The following is a 20,716-nucleotide window of genomic DNA, read 5'->3' as shown; positions in this document are numbered from 1 at the left end:
GCTCAGCCGAAGCGTGCGCGCAGCAGCGGCAGCACGCGCTCGCCGAACAGCGCGAGGAAGCGCCCCTGGTCCGGCCCCGGCGCGTGGAAGACGAGATGCCGGAAGCCGAGCGCCACGTAGGGCGACACGCCTTCCGCCACCGCCTCCGGGTCGTCGGCGACGATCCAGCGGCTGGCGGCGCGCTCGATCGGCAGCGCGTCGGCGAGCCGCTCCATCGCCAGCGGGTCCTCCACCGACATCTTCTCCTCCGGCGAGAGCGCCAGCGCTGCCCAGTGGCGCGTATCGGCCAGCGCGCGGTCGCGGTCCGTGTCGAAGGAGAGTTTGATCTCGATCATGCGGTCGTAGCCGGCGCCGTCGCGCCCCGCCGCCGCCAGCCCGGCCGCGACGTTGGGCAGCAGCGTCTCCGTGTACAGCGTCGCCGCCTTGCCCGAGGTGCAGATGAAGCCGTCGCCGGCGCGGCCGGCATACTTCGCCACCATGGCGCCCGCGGCGGCGACGTAGATCGGCACGGGCTCGGCCGGGCGGTCGTAGATGGTGGCGTTCTCGGTGCGGTAGTACTGCCCCTCGAAGGTGACGCGCTCCTCCGTCCAGAGCCGGCGGATCAGCGCCACCGACTCGCGGAAGCGGGCGAAACGTTCCTTGAATTCCGGCCAGGCGATGCCGGTCGCCGGCACCTCGTTCAGCGATTCGCCGGTGCCGATGCCGAGCACGACGCGGCCGGGGAACATGGCGCCGAGCGTGCCGAAGGCCTGCGCCACGATGGCGGGGTGGGTGCGGAAGGTCGGCGTCAGCACGCTTGTGCCGATCACCACCCGGCTGGTTCGGGCGCCGAGCGCGCCGAGGAAGGCGAGCGAGTGGGGCGCGTGCCCGTCCGTGTGCTTCCAGGGCTGGAAGTGGTCGCTGACGAAGACCGAATCGAACCCCGCCTGCTCGGCCAGCCCGCCGAATTCGAGCAGGTCGCGCGGCCCGAACTGTTCCGCCGACGCCTTGTAGCCCAGTCGCAGCATGCCCTGCTTCCTTCTACGCCCCGACCGTCACGCCTCGACGCGCCGCTTCCCGCGCCACGGCGTCTGCACGCGCGGCGCGAGCGGCGCGGCCGCCCGGCTGCGTTGCCGCCGTTCCTCGGGCACCGCACCATACAGCGTGGTGCGCTGCGCCGGCACCCGGCCGGCGGCGCGGATCAGCGCCTCCATCGCCTCGGGCGGGAATTCCTGCCCGTGCCGCGTGCCGGCGGCGCGCGAGATGCTCTCGTCCATCAGCGTGCCGCCGAGGTCGTTCACCCCCGCCGCCAGCACGCGGGCGACGCCCTCCGGCCCGAGCTTCACCCAGGAAGCCTGGATGTTCGGGATCAGCGGATGCAGCACGAGGCGGGCGACGGCGTGCATCAGCAGCGCCTCGCGCCAGCTCGGCCCCATGCGCGACTCGCCGCGCAGGAACATCGGCGCCTCCATGTGGACGAAGGGCAGGGGCACGAATTCGGTGAAGCCGGCATGCCCGGCAGCGGCATTGCGCGCCTGCAGGTCGCGCAGGTGAAGCAGGTGCGCGGCCCAGTGCGCCGGGCGCTCGACATGGCCGAACATGATGGTGGCGGTGCTGCGCAGGCCGAGCCGGTGCGCCGTCTCCACCACGCCGAGCCAGCCCGCCGTGTCCAGCTTGCCCGGCGCGATGCGCGCGCGCACCTCGTCGTGCAGGATCTCCGCCGCCGTGCCGGGCAGCGAGCCGAGCCCGGCCTCGCGCAGCCGCTCCAGGAAGTCGGCGACGCCGATGCCGAGCGTCGCCGCCCCCTGCGACACCTCCAGCGGCGAGAAGGCGTGGACGTGCAGGCCGGGCGCCGCCCGCTTCACCGCGCGCAGCAGGGCGAGGTAGGTCTCGCCCGTGTAGCCGGGGTTGATGCCGCCCTGCATGCAGATCTCGGTGGCGCCGCGCTCCCAGGCCTCGGCGGCGCGGCGCGACACCTCCTCCAGCGCCAGGTCGTAGGGCCGGCCGCGCAGGTTCTCGTGCGTCCGGCCCTTGGAGAAGGCGCAGAAGCGGCAGGAGAGCGTGCAGACATTGGTGTAGTTGACGTTGCGGGTGACGACGTAGCGCACCACCTCGCCGCTCTCGCGCCGGCGCAGCGCGTCCGCCGCCTCGGCGATCGCCGTCACCTCGCCGCCGCGCGCCGCGAACAGGCGGGCGATCGCGGCCGCGTCCAGCCGCTCGCCATCCATGGCCCGGTGCAGCAGCCGGTCGAGCGTGGCGGGGCGCCGCGCCGGCAGGGCAGGGGGCGGCGGCGCCAGCTCGCCGGTCAGCCAGGCATCCTCGCGCGCGAAGCCCGCCGCGTCCTGCGCCGCCAGCACGCGCGGGCGCAGCGCGGGGTCGAGCCAGCGTTCCGGCGCGGCGGCGAATGCCGGGTGGATCGCCAGCCGGGCGGCCAGCGCGTAGCCGGCCGCCTCGGTCGCGGCGCGCAGCGCCGGGATCTGCGGCCAGGGCGCGTCCGGGTTCACGTGGTCGGCGGTGACGGGCGAGATGCCGCCCCAGTCGTTGATGCCGGCGGCGAGCAGCCGGGGAAAGGCGCTGAAGCTGAGATTGGGCGGCACCTGGATGTTCATCGCCGGGCCGAGCACGAGGCGCGCGGCGGCGGCGGTCCAGAGCAGCTCGTCGAATTCCGGCTCCTCGCTGGCCGCCATGCGCGTGCCCGGCTTGGCCCGGAAATTCTGCACGATCACCTCCTGCAGGTGCCCGTGCCTTGCGTGCAGGTCGCGCAGCGCGAGGAGGGATTCGAGCCGCTCCAGCCGCGTCTCGCCGATGCCGATCAGGATGCCGGAGGTGAAGGGCACGGCCAGCCGCCCGGCCGCCTCCAGCATGGCGAGGCGCAGCGCCGGGTCCTTGTCCGGCGCGCCGTGATGCGGGCCGCCGCGCTCGCCGAGCCGCGGCGAGACGTTCTCCAGCATCAGCCCCTGCGACACGCTGACCCGGCGCAGCGCCGCGATCTCGGCCTCCGGCATCACCCCGGCGTTGACGTGCGGCAGCAGCCCGGTCTCGCGCAGCACCAGCGCGCAGAGATGCGCGAGGTATTCCGTGGTGCTGCCGAAGCCGAGCTCGCGCAGCGCCGCGCGCGCCGCCGCGTAGCGAAGCTCGGGCTTGTCGCCCAGGGTGAACAGCGCCTCGCGGCAGCCGGCCGCCTGCCCGGCGCGGGCGATGGCCAGCACCTCCTCGGGCAGCAGGTAGGGCCGCGCCACCTCGCGCGGACCGCGGGCGAAGGTGCAGTAGCCGCAGGCGTCGCGGCACAGCCGGGTCAGCGGGATGAACACCTTGCGCGAGTAGCCGACCACCCCGCCATGGCCGGCGCGGCCCAGCGCGGCGGCGGCGTCGAGCAGGTCCGGCAGGGGGCGGCGCGAGAGCGCAGCCAGCAGGTCGCGCGCTTCCGCCGTCCGATCGGGCGCGGCAGGAGAAGCCGCGAGGCACACCTCGTCCATCAATCGCTCCGCCTGTGGGCCGCCCTTCGGGGCCGGCCGGCATCGGTCATCCAGGGCGGCCGCCGCCGTCTGGCCATCCCACGCGCATCCATGATCCCGATCGGCGACCGGCGTTCCGGGAACCTTCCCCCCTGCGTCCGGGGAAAGAGGACGAGGCCGACCCGGCAACGATACGGGTGCGTCCGGTGGCCCGCCCGGGGCGGGCGCCGCGGCGCCGGTCCGGGACGACCGCGGCGGTGGATGCAAATGCCGTGCAAGATGAGCGGCGTGCAAGACGGAGCCCGGGCCCGGGCGGCAGGGGTCCGGGCGCCGGCAACTCGGTGCGGTCGGGCGGAAGCCGCTCCGGGTCGTCGCCCGATGACGGCCGTGGTAGGCTGACGGGCGTGACCGCCCTGATCGAGATCCTCGTCGACGCCGATGCCTGCCCCGTCAAGGACGAGGTCTACCGCGTCGCCCGCCGTTACGGCCTGCCCGTCCACGTCGTCAGCAACAGCGGCCTCGCCGTGCCGCCCGACCCGCTCATCGCCCGCGTGCTGGTCGAGCAGGGACCCGACGTCGCCGACGACTGGATCGCCGGGCGTGCCCGCGCCGGCAGCATCGTGGTGACCGCCGACGTGCCGCTGGCCGCCCGCTGCGTCGCTGCCGGGGCCACCGTGCTCGACCCGCGCGGCCGTGCCTTCACGCCCGGCTCCATCGGGATGCAGCTCGCCACGCGCAACCTGATGACCGAGCTGCGCAGCGCCGGCGCCACCACGGGCGGCCCGTCGGCCCTGACGCGGCGGGACCGGTCCGCCTTCCTCCAGGCGCTCGATCTCGCCGTGCATCAGGCAGGCCGCCCGGCGGCGTCGCGTTCCCTGCGCATGCCGGACGCATAGGGCCGATTGCGCCGGCGAGCGCCGCCGCCGGCCTCAGAACGGCTTGACGATCACCATGATGACGATGAGCACCAGCAGCACCGTCGGCACCTCGTTGACGATGCGCCAGTGCCGCTCGCTGCCCGGGCGCTCGTCGCGCGCGTAGCGGCGCTGGGCGCGAGCGAGGTAGATGTGCACGGCGAGCATGCCGACGATGCCGAGCAGCTTGCCGTGCCACCAGCCGGCCCGCCAGTCGACCACCCCGGGGGTGAGCACCAGCAGCAGTCCGAAGGTCACGGCGGCGTGCATGGCCGGCCCCATGATGCCGCGCAGCAGGCGCCGCTCCATCAGCTTGAACCGCTCGCTCTCCGCCCCGCCCGGCGCCACCTGGGCGTGGTAGACGAACAGCCGCGGCAGATAGAACAGCCCGGCCATCCAGGCGAACACCGCGATCAGGTGGAACGCCTTGAGCCAGAGGTACCAGGGCACCAGCGCTTCGATCATCGTATCCCTTCCCGGCCGCCGCCCCGATGGGCCGCACGGACGGAATCGCGGCCGGCCATGCCGGGGGGTGTCGCCCGCGCCGCCGTCCGGGGCAACCCCCGCCCCATCCCCCGCCCCATCCTCTGCATGCGCCGGGGCGGTGTCGGCGCACCGACCGGAAGAGCGGGTCCGGGGCATGCGGAAGGGGAAGCTTCCCGAGGAAGGGGCCCCGGGGGAACTCGCCGGGGGTCGCGTCGGGGCCGGGGGCCTTCCGGGTTCAGCCCGCCAGCTCTCGCCTCACGATCGCCGCCCCCTCGACCATCGCCCGCAGCTTGGCGAAGGCGCGCGGGCGCGGCAGGTACTTCATGCCGCAATCCGGTGCCACCACCAGCCGTTCGGCCGGCAGGCGGCGCAGCCCGGCCCGGATGCGGTCCGCGACGACCGCCGGCGTCTCCACCTCGGCCGAGCCGAGGTCGATCACCCCGAGCATGATGGTCTTGCCCGGCAGCGAATCCAGCACGCCGAGGTCGAGCCGCGGCTGCGCCGCCTCGATCGAGATCTGCGCCGCCGTGCAGTCGGCGAGCTGCGGCAGGAAAGAGTAGCCGGAAGGCTTCTCCTTCACCACCGCCGCGTAGCCGAAGCACAGATGCACGACGGTGGTCCCCTCCAGCCCCTCCAGCGCGCGGTTCAGCGCCTTCACGCCGAAGCGCGCGGCGGCCTCGGGCCGGGCCTGCATCCAGGGCTCGTCGAGCTGGATCACGTCGACGCCCGCCCGCTTCAGGTCCTTCGCCTCCGCGTTCACGGCGGCGGCGTAGTCCATCGCCATCGCCTCCTCGTCGCGGTAGTACTCGTCGCTCGCCTGCTGCGAGAGGGTGAACGGCCCCGGCAGGGTGATCTTGGTCCGGCGGTCCGTGTTGGCGACGAGGAATTCCACGTCCCGCACCTCCACCGGCCGGTTGCGGCGGATCCGCCCCACCACGCGCGGCACCAGCGTCTCCTTGCCGGCGCGGCCCATGGTGCGGGCGGGGTTGTCCACGTCCACCCCGTCCAGCGCCAGGGCGAAGCGGTTGGAGTAGCTCTCCCGCCTTATCTCGCCGTCGGTCACGACGTCGACGCCGGCGCGCTCCATGTCGCGGATCGCGACCAGCGTGGCGTCGTCCTGCGCCTGCTCCAGCGCGTCCTCGGCCACGCGCCACATCTGCTTCATGCGCACGCGCGGCACGAGGTTCTGCGCGAGCACGCCGCGGTCCACCAGCCAGTCCGGCTGCGGGTAGCTGCCGACCACGGTGGTGGGGAGGAGGATGTCTGGCATGGTGCTCTTCCTGCTTGGGGACTTGGCCGGATCGCGGCGGACGAAGACCGGCATGTCGAGGTTCCCGGGCGGCGCGGTGCGGCGGCCGTCCGGGCCGATGCGCTCGATGAGGCCGGTGCAGAGGCGGACGATTGAGCCTGATCGACGGGGATTCGGGCGGCACGCAGGCCGGTCAGGCGCATCGTCACAGCCCCAGGTAGAATTTCCGCACCAGCTCGCTGTCGCCCAGCTCGGCCGGAGAGTCGCCCCGGAACTCCACCCGCCCGTGCACCAGCACGTAGCCGCGATCGGCGATGCGGATCGCCTGGTGGAAATTCTGCTCCGCCATCAGCACGGTCAGGCCGAGCCGCTCCTTCAGCTCGGCGATCTTCTCCACCGTGCGCGCCACCAGGATCGGCGCGAGGCCGACCGAGGGCTCGTCCACCAGCAGGAGGCGCGGCGCGCACATCACGGCGCGGCCGAGCGCCACCATCTGCTGCTCGCCGCCGCTCATGCTGCCCACGGCCTGGCCCCGGCGTTCCTTCAGCCGGGGAAAGGCATCGTAGCAGAATTCGAGGTTGCGCGGGATGGCGGCACGGGCGCTGCGCCGGTACGCCCCGAGAAGAAGGTTCTCCTCCACCGAGAGGCGCGGGAACAGCCGGCGCCCCTCCGGCACGATGGCGATGCCGAGATCGACGATCTCCTCCGGCGAGCGCCCGACCAGCTCCGTCGTCACCCCGTCGATGGTGGCGGCGATGCGCCCGCGCGTCGGCCGCAGCAGGCCGAGGATGCAGCGCATCAGCGTGGTCTTGCCGTTGCCGTTGGTGCCGAGCAGCGCCACCGTCTCGCCCGGCGCCACGGCGAGCGAGACGCCGTCCAGCGCCCGCACCGCGCCGTAGCCGGCATCCACCCCCTCGACCAGCAGGCCGGCGCCGGCGCCCCGCGCGCCTCCCGGGCCGCCGGCCGCTCCCGGCCATGCCTCAGCGCCCAAGATACGCCTCCTCCACCGCCGGCATGGCCAGCACCTCGCGCGGCGCGCCGTCGGCCACCTTGCGCCCCGCCACCAGCACGGCGAGGCGCTGCGAGAACTCGGTCACCGCGCGCATCACGTGCTCGATCATGATGATGGTGGTCCCCGCCTCGTTCAGCCGGAACAGCAGCGCCAGGATCTGGTCCACCTCGGCGTGCGAGAGGCCCGCCATCGCCTCGTCGGCGATCAGCAGCACGGGGTCGAGCGCGGTGGCGCGCGCCAGCTCCAGCCGGCGCAGCTCCACCTGCGTCAGCTCGCGCGGCAGACGGTGTGCCTTCCCGGCCAGATCCACGCCTTCGAGGCAGGCCATGGCGCGCGTCTCGGTCGCCTCGTGCCTTCCGGCATAGGCCAGCGGCACGCGGATGTTCTCGATCACCGTCAGCCCGCGGAAGGGGCGGGGAAGCTGGAAGGTCCGCGCCAGGCCGCGCCGCGCCCGCTCGTGCGGCGAGAGCTTCCCGAGCCGCTCGCCCCGGAAGGCGAAGGCGCCCTCGTGACCCGGATAGACCCCGGCGAGGCAGTTGGTGAAGGTGCTCTTGCCCGAGCCGTTCGGCCCGATCAGCCCCAGCCGCTCCCCCGCCCGCACCGTCAGGTCCACACCGGAAAGCGCCGCGAAGCCGCCGAAGCGCATGCCGACGCCCTCGGCGCGCAGCACCACCTCCCCATCCCCGGGGGCATCCCCCACGCCGCTCATCGCTGCCCCCGGAACAGCCCGACGATGCCGTGCGGCGCCGCGCACACGAACACCACCAGCACCACGCCCACGATCAGCAGGTTGGCGGCCGAGGAGATCGTCACCGTCGCCGCCTGCTGCAGCGAGGCGAGCAGCACCGCGCCGACCAGCGGCCCCGCCCAGCTCGACGTGCCGCCGATCAGCGGCATGGCGATGGCATTCACCCCGTAGGCCAGGCCGAAGGCCGAATTCGGCTCGATGTAGGAGCCGAGATAGGGCAGCGGCGCCCCCGCCACCGCCATCATCGCGCCGCTGATCGTGGTGGCGACGAGCTTGAGCCGCAGCGTCGGCACGCCCGCCGCCTCCGCCGCTGCCTCGTCGTCGCGCAGCGCCGCGAGTCCGAGCCCGAGGCGGGACTTCTCGACGGTGCGCGCGATGGCCACCGCGCCCGCCGCCAGCCCCACCATCACGGCGCAGAGGAAGCCGCCATAGCTGTCGAACGGCCAGGGCACCTCGCGCGGCCGCACCACGTAGGCGCCGCGCGAGCCGCCGACGAAGTCCCAGTTCACCACCAGCGTCTGCAGCACCACCGAGAGGCAGAGCGTGGCGATGGCGAAGTAGGCCCCGCGCAGCCGCAGCGTCAGCACCCCGGTGCCGAGCCCGAGCGCCCCGCCCACCAGCGCGGCCGCCGCGATGCAGGGCAGCAGCGGCAGGCCGAACGCCTTGCCGACCGCGACGGTGGTGTAGGCCCCCGCCGCGAAGAAGGCGGCGGCGCCGAAATTCACGTAGCCCGCATAGCCGCCCAGGATGTTCCAGGCCGTCGCCAGCACCACGTACTGCAGCACGAAGGTGGCGGCGAAGTAGGCGTACTCGCTGCCCAGCGCCCGCAGCGCCGCCACCAGCGCCAGCGCCGCCAGCGCCGAGGCCAGCCAGAAGGCGCCGTGCCCCATGCGGCGCGGCGCGGCGAGGGGCGCGGCGGCGGGCAGGGTCGCGCCGCTCATGCCGCCCGCCCGAACAGGCCCTGCGGCCGCACCGCCAGCACCAGCAGCAGCGCGCCGAAGGCGACGGCGGGCGACCAGGAGGGACCGTAGAAGGTGGCCGTCACGTTCTCCACCACGCCGAAGGCCAGCGCCGCCAGCACGCAGCCGCCGAGCGAGGCGAGCCCGCCCATGATGACGATGGCGAAGACCCGGCCGATGAAGATGTGGCCCGAGGCCGCGTCCACCGGCTGCACCACCGCCAGCGCGCCGCCCGCCAGTGCCGCCAGGGCGAGCGAGAGGCCGAAGGCGAAGCGCTTGATCCGCACCGGGTCGATCGCCAGCAGCCGCAGCGCCTCGCGGTCCTGCGAGACGGCGGCGATGGCGCGGCCGGTGAAGCCGTGTCGCAGGAACAGCGCCAGCGCCCCGATCGCCGCCAGCGACACGGCGGCCGGCACCAGCATGCGCAGCGGCAGGTCGATCTCGCCGAGCCGCCAGGTGGTGTCGGCCCAGGCGGCGTCGGCGAAGTGCTGCTCCGGGCCGACCGCGAGCACGATGCCGATCTCGATGATGAACATCACGCCGAAGAAGAAGGCAAGCCCCTGGATCGCCTCGTCGCCGCGCCGCTCGAAGAAGCGGTGGTAGGCGCCGTAGAGCAGCGCCCCCATCGCCCAGAAGCCCGGCGCGACCAGCGCCGCGAGCAGCAGCGGGTCGAGCCCCGTCGCCCCCTGGAGCAGCGCGACCAGGATCGCGCCCAGCACCATGAAGGCCGGGTGCGCGATGTTCACCACGTCCAGCATGCCGAAGGAGACCGAGAGGCCCGCCGCCGCGGCGGCGTAGAGCCCGCCCAGCAGCAGGCCCGAGACGATCCCGTTCAGCAGCAGCGCGAGATCGGGGTCCATCACGGCGCGATCGCCGGAGGCGCCAGCCGGAGGCGTGAATCGCGCCGTGGCCAAGCCGCGATCGCCGGAGGCGCCAGCCGGAGGCGTGAATCGCGCCGCATCATGCCGCCCCCGCCGTGTAGGGCTTGCGCAGCTCGCCCGACCTGTAGCGCGGCGGGTAGAGGATCACCTGCGTGCCGGCCCGCCTGAACTGCTCGATGCCGTTGCCCTGGATGCCCTGGTACTGGGTGTAGAGGTTGCGCTCCTCGGTCCATTCCCCCATCGCGTCGAATTCCAGCGGCCCGATCACCGTGTCGGAGCGATGCGCGTGCAGGTCCGCCGCCAGCGCCGCCTGGTCGAGGCTGCCCACGCGCCGCACCGCCTGCTCCAGCACCTGCATCTGGGCATAGGCCAGCGGCGGCACGTAGTGGCCGAGCGCGTCCGCCCCCTCGCGCGCCGCGATCGGCTGGTAGCGCTCCAGCAGCGCCTGCATGCCGGGGAATTGCAGCGTCGGCTCCGGCGCGTACACGTCCCACACCACGAGGTTGTTCAGGATCGGCCCGAGCTGGAGCTTCTGCGCCGTGATGTGCGGGCCGATCATCGGGCCGCCCATCATCGGGAAGTTCACCCGCAGTTCGCTCGCCGCGCGCAGCAGCCCGGCCGTGTCCGGCGGGTAGGAGCCGACGAAGACGAGGTCCGGCCGCGCCGCCTGCACCGCGCGGATGATCGGGCTGAAATCCACCGTGCTCGGCGGGTAGGCGCGGTCGTACACCACGCGCAGCCCGTGCTGGCGCGCGAGGAAGCGGGCGCTCTCGGCCGCGCGCTGGTGGAAGTCGCTGTCGAGGTTGACCAGCGCGATGCTGCGCGGCTTCGGCTCCATCGCCATGGCGACGTCGAGGAAACCCTTGGCGAAGGTCTCCTTGATCCGGCCGCCGGTGGGGGAGATGGAGAAGTAGCGGTCGTAGCGGAAATCCGTGTTCACGCCGCTGCCGAGCAGCGAGACGAACACCTTGTTGCGCTGCATCACCACCGGCATGGCCGGCGCGATGATGGCGGTGGCGTAGCCGGAGACGACGAGGTCCACCTTGTCCACGTCGAGCAGCTTCGTGTAGATGCCCGGCACGTTGGCGCCGCTGCTCTGGTCGTCGTAGACCACGACCTGCACCGGCCGCCCGAGCAGCCCGCCCCGCGCGTTCACGTCCTCGGCCCAGATGCGGTGCGTGATCGCGGCCGGCCGCCCGTTGCCCGCCAGCCCGCCCGAGAGCGACATGGAGCAGCCGATCCGGATCGGCTCTCCCGCGGGGGCGGGTGCGTTGGCGGCCGTGCTCTGCGCTCGCGCCGCGGCAGGAAGCATGGCCGCCGCCAGGGCGGCGCGGCCGAGGCCGCGCCTGCTCAGTCCTTCCATGAACCACTTCCTCCTGCGGCGCGGGTCCGTGCCCGTCGCCGTCGATGAACGCGCAGTCCCGACCTACTCCGCCGCGATCTTCGACGGGTCGGCGCCGACGCGGCCGCTCGTGTCGTGCGCGGCGCGCCGGGCGATCTGGAAGTCGTAGCGCACGCCCGGGATCGACGGGTCGGGCGAATCCGCCAGCCCCGGCCGCGGCTCCACCACCAGGGATTCCGACACGCCGAACACCGTGTCGGAATCGATGTTCGGGTCGCTGCCGAGATAGAGGGCGGTGATCAGCTCGCGGTAGCCCTCGGCGCCGATCAGCATGTGGATGTGCGAGGGGCGCATGCCGTGCCGCCGCTGCTCGCGCACCATGTGGCCCACCGGCCCGTCCATCGGGATGGAGTAGCCGAGCGGGATCAGCGTGCGGATGGCGTAGCGCCCCTCGGCGTCGGTGCGGAAGCGGCCGCGCATGTCCATGGTCCCGGGGTCGAGCGCCTGCAGGTCGTAGGCGCCGTCCGCGTCGGTGGACCAGACCTCCACGCTCGCATCCGGCACGCCCTCGCCGGCCTCGTTCACCACCCGGCCGTAGAGCATCATCTCCGGCCCCTTCGCGTGCACCGCGATGCTCTCGCCGTAGCCGAATTCCGGCGAGGCCTCGCGGTAGAACGGGCCGAGCAGGCTGGCCTCGGTCGCCTCGCCCACGCGGTTGGCCTTGTCGTCCATCAGGTTGACGAGGCGCGACAGGCCGAGCGTGTCGGAGAGCAGGATGAATTCCTGCCGGACCGGCGTGCAGGTCTGCCCGACCTTCGTCAGGAAGGCGATCGCCTGCAGCCACTCGGTGGGCGTCAGCCGCACGTCGCGCGCGAAGTCGTGCAGGTGGCGCACCAGGCTCGCCATCACCTCGCGCAGGCGCGGGTCGGGCGTCGTCGCCATCTGCTCGATGACGGCGTCGGTGACGGTGGTCTCGTTCAGGTCGGCCATTCTTGTCATCCCTCCAGCCGGGGCCGGTCGCGTTGGCCGCCCCTTGCACGACGCTCTTCCCGGCCGCCGGGGCGGCGCGGGGTCGGCCCGCCGGCGCGGCTTCCGCTCGCCCCGGCGCACGGAAGCCGCGCCGGTTCCTTGCCCCACGAGCCGCTTCAACCCGCCCGGCCCGTTCCGGGCCGGCCGGGATCCGCTCCAGAGCCGATCCAGCCTGACTGTATCAGGCCGGAACGGCTCCAGCCTTCGATCCGGCGCATTTTCCGAGTCGCTGAGCAAGTACGCTCAGCTTGAAAATGCTCTAGTCGGGCCTGATGTTGGCAGCGGCGATGATCGGCCGCCACTTCTCGATCTCGGCCCGCGTCAGCGCGGCGAGCTGCGCCGGCGTGCCGCCGGCCGGCTCCACCCCCTGGGCGCGCAGGTTGGCCAGGGCGGCGGGGTCGGCGAGCAGCGCGTTGGTGGCCCGGTTCAGCCGCGTCACCACCACCTCCGGCAGCCCGGCCGGCCCGTAGAGGTGAAAGCGCCCCTCCACCACGAAGTCGTCGATCCCCGACTCCCCCATGGTCGGCACGTCGGGCAGGATCGTCGCCCGCCGCGCCGAGGTCACCGCCAGGGCCTTCAGCTTGCCGGCGTCGAGATGCGGCTTGAAGCCGAGCGGGTGGTAGAACATCCCGTCCACCCGCCCCGCGACGAGGTCCGTCAACGCCTGCCCGGCGGCGCGGTAGGGCACGTGCTCGGTGCCGATTCCCGTCCGCATGTTCAGCAGCGCCTGCGAGAGGTGCCCCGTGGTGCCGTTCCCGGCCGAGGCGAAGGTCAGCGGCCGCCGCCTGCCCAGCGCCACCAGCGCGGCCAGGTCCGCCACGCCGAGCGCGGGCGGCACGGCCAGCACGGTCGGGGTGGTGACGAAGGGCGCGATCGGCGTGAAGTCGCGCACCGGGTCGAAGCCCGGATCGGCGAACAGGCTGGCGTTGATGCCGTGCGTGCCGTTGGTGCCGAGCAGCAGCGTGTAGCCGTCCGCCGGGGCGCGGGCGACGGATTGCGCCCCGACATTGCCGCCTGCCCCGGCACGGTTGTCCACCACCACGGGCTGGCCGGCCTCGCGCGCCAGCGCCTCGGCCAGGATGCGGCCCAGGATGTCGGTGGTGGTGCCGGCGGCGAAGGGCACCACCAGCCGGATCGGCCGGTCGGGCCAGGGCGCCTCGGCCGCGAGGGCGTCCCCGGGGAAGCACCAGGGGAAGCGGCCCGCGGCGAGCAGCGCGCCGGCCCCGAGCAGCAGGTGGCGACGGGTCCGGATCATGGTTCGGCTCCTGCCTCGGCGTGGTTGGTCACGTAGCGTCCGACCGGCGGGGCGGGCGGCCCGGTCGCCTCGCCGCGGCGCAGCGGCATGCAGCCGGCCGGGAATTCCTGCACGATCGCCGTCCCGGCATCCGCCAGCACCCCGAGGAAGCGGTCGAGATGCCGCATCGCGCCGTTGGGCAGGTCGTGCAGCACCAGAGTCAGCGGATCGGGTCCGCGGCAGGCCGCCAGCGCGCGCGCCACCCAGCCGTCGGGGTCGCGGAAATCGCCCGGCACCGCGTCCCACAGCACCAGGCTGAAGCGCCCCTGGCGCAGCACGTCCAGCGCCGCCGGGCTCAGCAGGTGCGGCCCCAGCGCGCCGCCGCCGCCCTGCGGCCGGAACAGCCGGTCGGGGTGGGAGAGATCGCCGATCAGGTCCTGGGTGCGCAGGATCTCGTCCCGCGTCGTCGCGTCAGGCAGGCCGCCCAGCGGGGCCGCGTGGTGCCAGGTGTGGTTGCCGATCCAGTGGCCCTCGGCATGCGCCCGCTCGGCCAGGGCGCGGTGCGCCGACAGCTTGTGGCCGAGCACGAAGAAGGTGGCGCGCAGCCCGCGCGCGCGCAGCACGTCCAGCACGCCGGGCGTCGCCTCCGGCTCCGGCCCGTTGTCGAAGGAGAGGGTGACGCGCGGCCCGCCGCTCATGGGCGCCCCACGCCCGTCGCGTCCCGTGGGACGGCGTGGCACGGGGCGACGCGGCACGGGGCGCGCCCGCCGCCGGCGCGCGCGGCAACCGGCCCGGCGGGGCCGCCCATTCCCGGCATCCCGGCGCGGGCGGCCCCGCCGCGCATCAATCCTCGGCCGCGATCGGGTTGGAGAGGATGCCGATCCCCTCGATCTCGATCTCCACCGTGTCGCCCGGCGTCATGAACACGGGCGGCTTGCGCGGATAGCCGACGCCGCTCGGCGTGCCGGTCGCGATCAGGTCGCCCGGCTCCAGCGTCATCACCTCGGAGAGGATCGCCAGGATGCGCGGCACGGGGAAGATCATGTCGGCCGTGTTGGAATCCTGCATCGTCCGCCCGTTGACGCGGGAGGTGATGCGCAGCGCGTTCGGCCCCTGCGGGATCTCGTCCGGCGTCACGATGGCCGGGCCGACGCCACCGGTCTGCTCGAAATTCTTCCCCATCGTCCATTGCGGCGACCGGCGCTGGTAGTCGCGGACGGAGCCCTCGTTCATGCAGGTGTAGCCGGCGACGCAGGAGAGCGCGTCCGCCTCGGTCAGGTGGCGCGCCTGCTTCCCGATCACGATCACCAGTTCCGCCTCGTAGTCGAACTTGTCGGAGACCTTCGGGCGGATCAGCGGCTGGCCATGCGCCGCGAGCGAGGTGGCGCCGCGCATGAACACCGCCGGGTAGTCGGGGATCGGGTTGTTCCCCTCCTTCGCGTGCTCCACGTAGTTCAGCCCGATGCAGAGCACCTTGCCCGGGCGCGGGATCGGCGGCAGCAGGGTCAGCCCGGCGAGCGGCCGGCGCGGCGCGCCCTCCAGCTTCGCGGCCAGGGCGGCGGCCCCTTCCGGCAGGTTCAGCGCGGCGAAGGCCGCCAGCGGGTCGGCGGGCAGGCCCGGTACCACGTCGGCCAGCGCCACCACCGCTGCCCCCTCCAGGGTGGCGGCATCTCCGCCCACCAGGGCGCCGAGAGCCGGACGGCCCTCCTTCTCGAACGCGATCAGGCGCACGCGGTATTTCCTCCAGCTCGGTACCGGAGGTTTTGTCGAAATTCCTTCCACGTCAAGCCGGGATATCGCCAAACTTGCCGAGTGGTCCGGCTGGCGAATATTCAGGAGACATGTCCCAGGCCAGGACCGCCCAGGAAGAGCGCGACCCCACCCTCGCCACCGCCGTCCACCGGCGGCTGCGGGAGGACATCCTGGCCGGCCGCCTGCCGCCCGGGCGGAAGCTGAAGCTGCGCGACCTGGTGGAGCAGTACGGCGCCGGCCCGTCGCCGATGCGCGAGGCGCTGTCGAAGCTGGCGGCGGAAGGGCTGGCGGAGCGGCTGGAGCATCGCGGCTTCCGCGTGGCCGAGGCGGCGCCGGGACAGCTCGCGGGCCTGATCCGCAGCCGCGTGCTGGCCGAATGCGCGGCGCTGCGCGCGGCCATCGCGGATGGCGGTCCGGAATGGGAGGAGGCGCTGCTGCTGGCGGCGCACCGGCTGAACCGGGTTGCCCGGTCGCTCGACCCGCAGCGCTTCGTCAGCAATCCCGAATGGGAGGACCGCCATCGCGACTTCCATCAGGCGCTGCTGGCCGGCTGTGGCGCCCCGCCGCTGCTCGCCTTCTGCGACCGGCTGCGGGACGAGGCGGAGCGCTACCGCGCGCTCGCCAACGCCATGGCCTATCCGGGCCGGGACGTGGCGGCGGAGCACGCCGCGATCGCCTGCGCGGCGCTGGACCGCGATGCCGCCGCCGCCACCGGCCTGCTGGCCGAGCACTACGAGCGCACGGGCGCCTTCATCGGCACCAGCCTCGGCCGCCTGGCCGGGGCGGTCGCGCCGTGATCCGGCAGCCCCGCCCGCGCCCTCGGACGCCGGCGGCCCGCAGGTCCGTGCCGCGTTCCGCGACCGGCACCCGTGGGGCCGGGCTGCGGCATCCCGGCAAACGGCCACGGCCGGGTCGCCGGCACGGATGTCCGTCCGTGGACGCCGGGCGAGGCACCGGACGCGACGCCGGCGCGTCCCATCGGTTTGACAGGCTCGGCGCCGCCGAGGTAGAAGCGGAACGATCCGGCCTGCATGCTGCCGGTGGTGCCCTGCACGCACCGCTCCTGCGGCGTCGCGAAGCGTGGCCCGCGGGCCCGTCGGCGACGCCACCGACGGGACCGGCCGCGCCGTCGCCGCGGTGCGGGCGGGGCCTCAGTGAGCCCCGGCGACGAGATCCCGGTACTCGGGATGGCGCTCGATGAAGCTGGCCACGAAATCGCAGCGCGGCTCGATCCGCCCGCCTTCCTCGCGGACCCGGTCCAGCACCCCGCGCACCAGCCGCGAGCCGATCCCCTGGCCCGCCAGTTCCTGCGGCACCTCGGTATGGGTCAGCACCAGCCGGTCGCCGTGCCGCTCGTATTCCAGGATCGCCACCGCCCCTTGGCCCGCCAGCTCGAAGCGGTTCAGGCCGGGATTGTCCTCGACGGCATTCGACATGGCGCAGCCTCCTCCGCCCCGACCAGCCGGGACGCGTTGCCCGGTAACGCCGGGGCGGGGCGAAGGTGTCGGCAGCCGCCCCCGGCCCCCGCGACGCTGCCGGGCCTGCCGGCGCGTCGGGCCGGCAGGCCCGGCCGGGTCCGGGCCCTGGCGCGTGACCGCGCCATGAGCGGCTTCGCCGACAGCTTCCGGCCCGTTCCGCTGCGCCTGGCCGGAGGAGCCGGCGCGGTGGCGGCGCTGCCGGCGGCGCTGGCCTGGTTCGACATCGTGGGCTTCACGGCCATCGCCCGGCGGCACCTCGCCCGGGGCCAGGACGGGATCGAGGCGCTCGGCCGGCTCCTGGAGCGCCACTACGCCGACCTGCTGGCCCGCATCGTCGACGAGGGCGGCGAGCCGCTGCTGTTCGCCGGCGACGGCCTGCTGTGCCGCTGGACCGTCGGGGCGGACGGGCCGGAGGCGGCGATGCGGCGGGCCGCGCAATGCGCCGAGGCGGTGATGGCGGCGCGGGCGGCGCCGGAAGGCGCGCGGCCGGCGTCGCCCGCGGGTTCGCCGGAAGGCGACCCGCTGCTCTACGCCGTCCTCACCCATGGCGAATGCCGCATCGTCGAGGTGGGCGACGGGGAGGGCCGGCTGCCCGTCACGCTCGGCTCCGGCGTGCGCGACCTCCAGGTCACGGCGCGCGCCCGGGCCGCGGGAGAGGTGGTGCTGTCGCCCGCGGCGGCGGCGCTGCTCGAGGCGGCGGAGACGGTGCCGGACGGGCGGGGCGCCAGCCGGCTGCGCGCGCTGCGCCACCGGCTGCCCCCGGTGCCGCTGCGGCTGCCGGCGCCGGAGGGAGGCGACGACGGGCCGCCGGGCGCGCGGCGGGACGGCGGCCCGGGCCTGGCATGGCGCGCGGAACTGCGGCGGGTGACGGCCGTGTTCGTCAACCTCGCCACGCTGGATGGTGCCGAGCCCGACGCGGCGGACCGGCTGGAGGCGGTGGCGGCCCGCATCCTGGCCGTGCTGCGCCGGCACGAGGGACGTCTGCTGCCGCTGCACATGGACGAGGCCGGCATTACCTTTCCCGTGCTGTTCGGCATCCCGCCCGCCGCCCATGCCGATGCCGCGGCGCGCGCCCTGCGCTGCGCCCTCGACCTGGAGGCCGCGCTCGCCGCGGCGGGCGAGCGCAGCGCCGTCGGCGTCGCGACCGGGCCGGTGTTCTACGGCCTGATCGGCAACGACGTGCTGCGCAGCGACGCGGCGATCGGCGACGCGATGAACCTGTCGGCGCGGCTGATGCGGCTGCGGGGCGACGGGCTGCGCTGCGACGAGGCGACGCGCCGGGCCGCCGGCGAGGGGGCCGGGCTGGCCTTCGCGCCGCTGGGGCAGGCGCGGCTGCGCGGCTTCGCCGAGGCGCTGTCGTTGTTCGAGCCGCGGCGCGGGCCGCCGGCGCCGCGGGAGGGCGGCCCGGCGCCGGGCGGCGGGCAGGGCCAGCCGCCCGGCGGGGCGGCCACGCCGGAGGGGGGCGCCGGCATCGTGCCGAAGGGCGGCGGCGGCATCGTGCCGGAGATCGGTGCCAGCATCATGCCGGAGGGCGGTGCGGCCCGGCCGGCGCGGCCGGCGATGCAGGGGCGGCAGGCGGAGATGGTGGCGCTGTTCGACGCGCTGGCGGCGACGGCGGGGGCGGCGGCGCCGGTCCTGGTGACGCTGGAAGGCGAATCCGGCATGGGCAAGTCCCGGCTGCTGGGCGAGTTCGAGCGGCGGGCAGTGGCGGGCGGCGCCCGCGTGCTGCGCGGGGCCGCCGACCGGATCGAGCGGCGCCTGCCCTATCGCGGCTGGCGCGGCATCGTGGAGTCGCTGCTCGGGCTGGACGGGCTGGAGGAGCCGGCCTGGCAGGCGACGGCGCTGCGGGCGCTGGGGCCGGAGCTCGCGCCGCATGGCGCGCTGCTGGACGCGGTGCTGCCGCTGGGGCTGCCGGAGACGCCGCGATCCCTGGCCCTGCCGCGCCGCGTCGAGGCGCTGGCCGCGCTGCTGCTCGCCCTGCTGGGCCGCGCCGCCGAGGCCGGGCCGCTGGTGCTGGCGATCGACGACGCGCAATGGCTGGACGAGGCCTCCCGGGCCCTGGTGGCCACGGTGGCGGAATCGACGTTGCCGCTGTGCCTGCTGCTGGCGATGCAGCCGCCCGAGGACGAGGCGCTGCCGGTGCCGGTCCTGCGGGTGCCGCCCGCGCGCCGCCTGGTGCTCGGCGGGCTGTCGGAGGCCGAGCAGGAGCGGCTGGTGCTGGACCGGCTGGGCGGCGAGCGGCTGACGCCGGCGCTCGCCGCGCTGATCGGCGACCGGGCCCGGGGCCATCCCTACTTCTGCGCCGAGCTGGCCCAGGCGCTGCGCGAGGAGGGCGTGATCGAGGTGGCCGGCGGCACCTGCGGCATCGCCCGGCACGTGGACCTCGACCGGCTGCCGCTGCCGGACACGCTGCAGGGCACGGTGCTGCGCCGGCTGGACCGGCTGGATCCGGAATCGCAGCTCACGCTCAAGGTGGCGAGCGCCGCCGGCCTGCGCTTCCCCACCGCGCTGGTCGTGGACATCCACCCGGCCCACCACGCCGAGGCGGCGGTGAGCGGGCACCTGTCGCGGCACAGCCGGCTGCGGCTGCTGCTGCGCGACTGGCTCGACGAGAGCGAGGGCTACGCCTTCCGCCACGGGCTGATCCGCGACGTCGCCTACGGGCTGATGCTGCCCAGCCAGCGGCGGCAGCTCCACCGCGACATGGCCGGGTGGTACGAGCGCCGGGACGCGGCGCAGCGCGCGCGCGTCTACGGGCTGCTCGCCTACCATCTGGAGGCGGCGGGCGAGAACGTCCGCGCGGCCGAGTACCTGCTGCTCGAGGCGCGGCGGGTCTTCTCGCTGGGGCTGGCGCGGGAATCGGTCTCGATCGGGCTGCACGGCATCGACCTGCTGGGGGTGACGCTGCCGGTGCTGCCGGCGGCGATCGGGCCGGCGATCGGGGCCGAGATGGCGCGCATCGGCGTGCTGCTGGCGGGGCGGCCGCCGGCCGCGCTGCGGGCGCTGCCGGCGCTGGCGGAGCCGGACATGCTGCGGCTGATCGGCGGCCTGCTCGCCATCGCGCCGCTGGCCTTCCAGAGCGAGCAGCTCGAGCTGTTCGCCCTGCTCGGCATCACCGCGCTGCGGCTGACCCTGGAGCACGGCAACGCGCCCTTCGCGGCCGACGTGTACGCGATGTACGGCATCGTGCTCGGCGCCATGACCGGCGACCGGCACGAGGCGCTGGCGTGGAGCCGGCTCGCCCTCGCCCTGGCGGAGGACGGCCCGCGCGACAGCTTCGCGCGCTGCGCCTTCATCCACCTGTGGTTCCACGCCCACTGGGAGGACACGCTGGATGCCGGCATCGCCCTGGCCGGGGCAGGCGCCGAGGCGGGGCTCGGCCATGGCGAGGTGCTGTACGGCTGCTTCAACCTGTCCGGCCAGGTGATCCTGATGGCGGCGCGGGGGCATGCGCTGGCGGCGGTGATGGAGCGGGCGCGGGCGCATCTGGCGCGCAACGCGGGCCGCGTGCAGAACGCCGCCTTCCACCTGCGGCTGGAGCTGCAATTCGCCAAGGCGCTGGCCGGGCTGACCACGTCGCCATTGGAGATGACCGACGCCGAGTTCGACGAGGCGCAGGACCTCGCCTCGATCTGCGACACCACGCTGAGCAACCAGATCGCCTACTACCACGTCGCCCGTGCCAAGCTGCACGCCCTCCTCGGGGACTGGGAGGGGGCGCTGGCGCCCGCCCGGCGGGCGCGCGCCATGCTGCCTGCCTTCGCCGGGCAGACCGCCGAATTCGAGCTGGCGCAATTCCAGGGCATCGCGGCGCTGGCCCTGGCCGGCGCGGGGGATGCGGCGGCGCTGGCGGAAGGGCGACTCTGCGCCGGCCTGATGCGGGGCTGGGCGGCGCGCAACCCGGCCCTGTTCGGGCACAAGGCCGACCTGCTGGAGGCCCTGCTGCGCCACGCGGAAGGCGGCGCGGCGTCGGCGCCGGCCCTGCTGGAGCAGGCGGCGGCGCGGGCGGAAGCGGCGGGGTTCGCGCAGGATGCCGCGCTGGCCTGGGAGCACGCGGCGCGCTGCCGGCGGACGGCCGGCGACTCGGCGGGGGCCGGGGCGGCGGCGGCGCGGGCCGTCGCGGCCTACGAGGCCTGGGGAGCGGCGGCGCTGGCCGCGCCGCTGCGGCGCGAGGCGGGGCCGGCGGCGGGCTGACCCG

The 20,716-nt window shown here is 74.7% G+C and carries 17 protein-coding genes; 3 read left to right on the top strand and 14 right to left on the bottom strand.

Annotated features, from left to right (window positions below; genetic code table 11):
* Positions 1-2 precede the first annotated feature (2 nt).
* On the bottom strand, positions 3-1,007 hold the full coding sequence (fgd, locus tag M0638_RS14930; protein WP_248667796.1) for a glucose-6-phosphate dehydrogenase (coenzyme-F420): 1,005 nt from the start codon (positions 1,005-1,007) through the stop codon (positions 3-5).
* A gap of 27 nt (positions 1,008-1,034) precedes the next feature.
* Entirely contained in the window at positions 1,035-3,455 is a 2,421-nt protein-coding gene (gene cofH / locus M0638_RS14925; protein ID WP_248667795.1) for a 5-amino-6-(D-ribitylamino)uracil--L-tyrosine 4-hydroxyphenyl transferase CofH, read from the bottom strand.
* Positions 3,456-3,847: 392 nt separating this feature from the next.
* On the opposite strand from cofH, the gene M0638_RS14920 reads away from it, so the two are divergent.
* Positions 3,848-4,330: a YaiI/YqxD family protein gene (locus M0638_RS14920; protein ID WP_248667823.1), complete on the top strand. Its 483-nt coding sequence runs from the start codon at positions 3,848-3,850 to the stop codon at positions 4,328-4,330.
* Between the two features lie 33 nt (positions 4,331-4,363).
* Here the strand turns inward: M0638_RS14920 and hemJ are convergent, their stop codons facing one another.
* The 11 genes from hemJ to M0638_RS14865 all read right to left on the bottom strand — a co-directional run bounded on the left by hemJ (position 4,364) and on the right by M0638_RS14865 (position 15,019).
* Positions 4,364-4,813: a protoporphyrinogen oxidase HemJ gene (hemJ, locus tag M0638_RS14915; protein WP_248667794.1), complete on the bottom strand. Its 450-nt coding sequence runs from the start codon at positions 4,811-4,813 to the stop codon at positions 4,364-4,366.
* A gap of 256 nt (positions 4,814-5,069) precedes the next feature.
* Entirely contained in the window at positions 5,070-6,104 is a 1,035-nt protein-coding gene (locus tag M0638_RS14910; RefSeq protein ID WP_248667793.1) for a 5-methyltetrahydropteroyltriglutamate--homocysteine methyltransferase, read from the bottom strand.
* A 184-nt stretch (positions 6,105-6,288) separates the two neighbouring features.
* Complete coding sequence (locus M0638_RS14905; RefSeq protein WP_345893034.1) at positions 6,289-7,074, bottom strand: ABC transporter ATP-binding protein; 786 nt, start codon at positions 7,072-7,074, stop codon at positions 6,289-6,291.
* The gene (locus tag M0638_RS14900) at positions 7,064-7,804 is read right to left on the bottom strand and encodes an ABC transporter ATP-binding protein (RefSeq protein ID WP_248667792.1); all 741 of its coding nucleotides are present in this window, start codon (positions 7,802-7,804) and stop codon (positions 7,064-7,066) included. Before M0638_RS14900 ends, M0638_RS14905 begins: the two co-directional genes overlap by 11 nt.
* Positions 7,801-8,784, bottom strand: a complete 984-nt coding sequence (locus tag M0638_RS14895; RefSeq protein ID WP_248667791.1) for a branched-chain amino acid ABC transporter permease — start codon at positions 8,782-8,784, stop codon at positions 7,801-7,803. Before M0638_RS14895 ends, M0638_RS14900 begins: the two co-directional genes overlap by 4 nt.
* Positions 8,781-9,662 carry a branched-chain amino acid ABC transporter permease gene (locus M0638_RS14890; RefSeq protein WP_248667790.1) on the bottom strand — a complete coding sequence of 294 codons (882 nt, stop codon included), beginning with the start codon at positions 9,660-9,662 and terminating at the stop codon, positions 8,781-8,783. Before M0638_RS14890 ends, M0638_RS14895 begins: the two co-directional genes overlap by 4 nt.
* 100 nt (positions 9,663-9,762) lie before the next feature.
* Positions 9,763-11,046 carry an amino acid ABC transporter substrate-binding protein gene (locus M0638_RS14885; protein ID WP_248667789.1) on the bottom strand — a complete coding sequence of 428 codons (1,284 nt, stop codon included), beginning with the start codon at positions 11,044-11,046 and terminating at the stop codon, positions 9,763-9,765.
* Between the two features lie 63 nt (positions 11,047-11,109).
* Complete coding sequence (locus tag M0638_RS14880) at positions 11,110-12,015, bottom strand: dioxygenase family protein (protein WP_248667788.1); 906 nt, start codon at positions 12,013-12,015, stop codon at positions 11,110-11,112.
* 298 nt (positions 12,016-12,313) lie between these two features.
* The gene (locus tag M0638_RS14875) at positions 12,314-13,309 is read right to left on the bottom strand and encodes a Bug family tripartite tricarboxylate transporter substrate binding protein (RefSeq protein ID WP_248667787.1); all 996 of its coding nucleotides are present in this window, start codon (positions 13,307-13,309) and stop codon (positions 12,314-12,316) included.
* Complete coding sequence (locus tag M0638_RS14870) at positions 13,306-13,986, bottom strand: polysaccharide deacetylase family protein (RefSeq protein WP_248667786.1); 681 nt, start codon at positions 13,984-13,986, stop codon at positions 13,306-13,308. Before M0638_RS14870 ends, M0638_RS14875 begins: the two co-directional genes overlap by 4 nt.
* 145 nt (positions 13,987-14,131) lie before the next feature.
* The gene (locus tag M0638_RS14865; RefSeq protein WP_248667785.1) at positions 14,132-15,019 is read right to left on the bottom strand and encodes a fumarylacetoacetate hydrolase family protein; all 888 of its coding nucleotides are present in this window, start codon (positions 15,017-15,019) and stop codon (positions 14,132-14,134) included.
* Between the two features lie 110 nt (positions 15,020-15,129).
* On the opposite strand from M0638_RS14865, the gene M0638_RS14860 reads away from it, so the two are divergent.
* Positions 15,130-15,837, top strand: coding sequence for a GntR family transcriptional regulator (locus M0638_RS14860; RefSeq protein ID WP_248667784.1), 708 nt, complete (start codon positions 15,130-15,132; stop codon positions 15,835-15,837).
* A gap of 354 nt (positions 15,838-16,191) precedes the next feature.
* Here M0638_RS14860 and M0638_RS14855 read toward each other — a convergent pair whose 3' ends face one another.
* Positions 16,192-16,476 carry a GNAT family N-acetyltransferase gene (locus M0638_RS14855; protein ID WP_248667783.1) on the bottom strand — a complete coding sequence of 95 codons (285 nt, stop codon included), beginning with the start codon at positions 16,474-16,476 and terminating at the stop codon, positions 16,192-16,194.
* A gap of 165 nt (positions 16,477-16,641) precedes the next feature.
* On the opposite strand from M0638_RS14855, the gene M0638_RS28845 reads away from it, so the two are divergent.
* Complete coding sequence (locus M0638_RS28845; RefSeq protein ID WP_282572023.1) at positions 16,642-20,712, top strand: AAA family ATPase; 4,071 nt, start codon at positions 16,642-16,644, stop codon at positions 20,710-20,712.
* Positions 20,713-20,716: the final 4 nt, after the last annotated feature.

Origin of the sequence: Roseomonas acroporae, assembly GCF_023223525.1 — a bacterium.
Classification (GTDB): domain Bacteria; phylum Pseudomonadota; class Alphaproteobacteria; order Acetobacterales; family Acetobacteraceae; genus Roseomonas_E; species Roseomonas_E acroporae.
The sequence above is the reverse complement of the archived record's forward strand: the minus strand, read 5'-3'. Positions and strand labels throughout refer to the sequence as shown.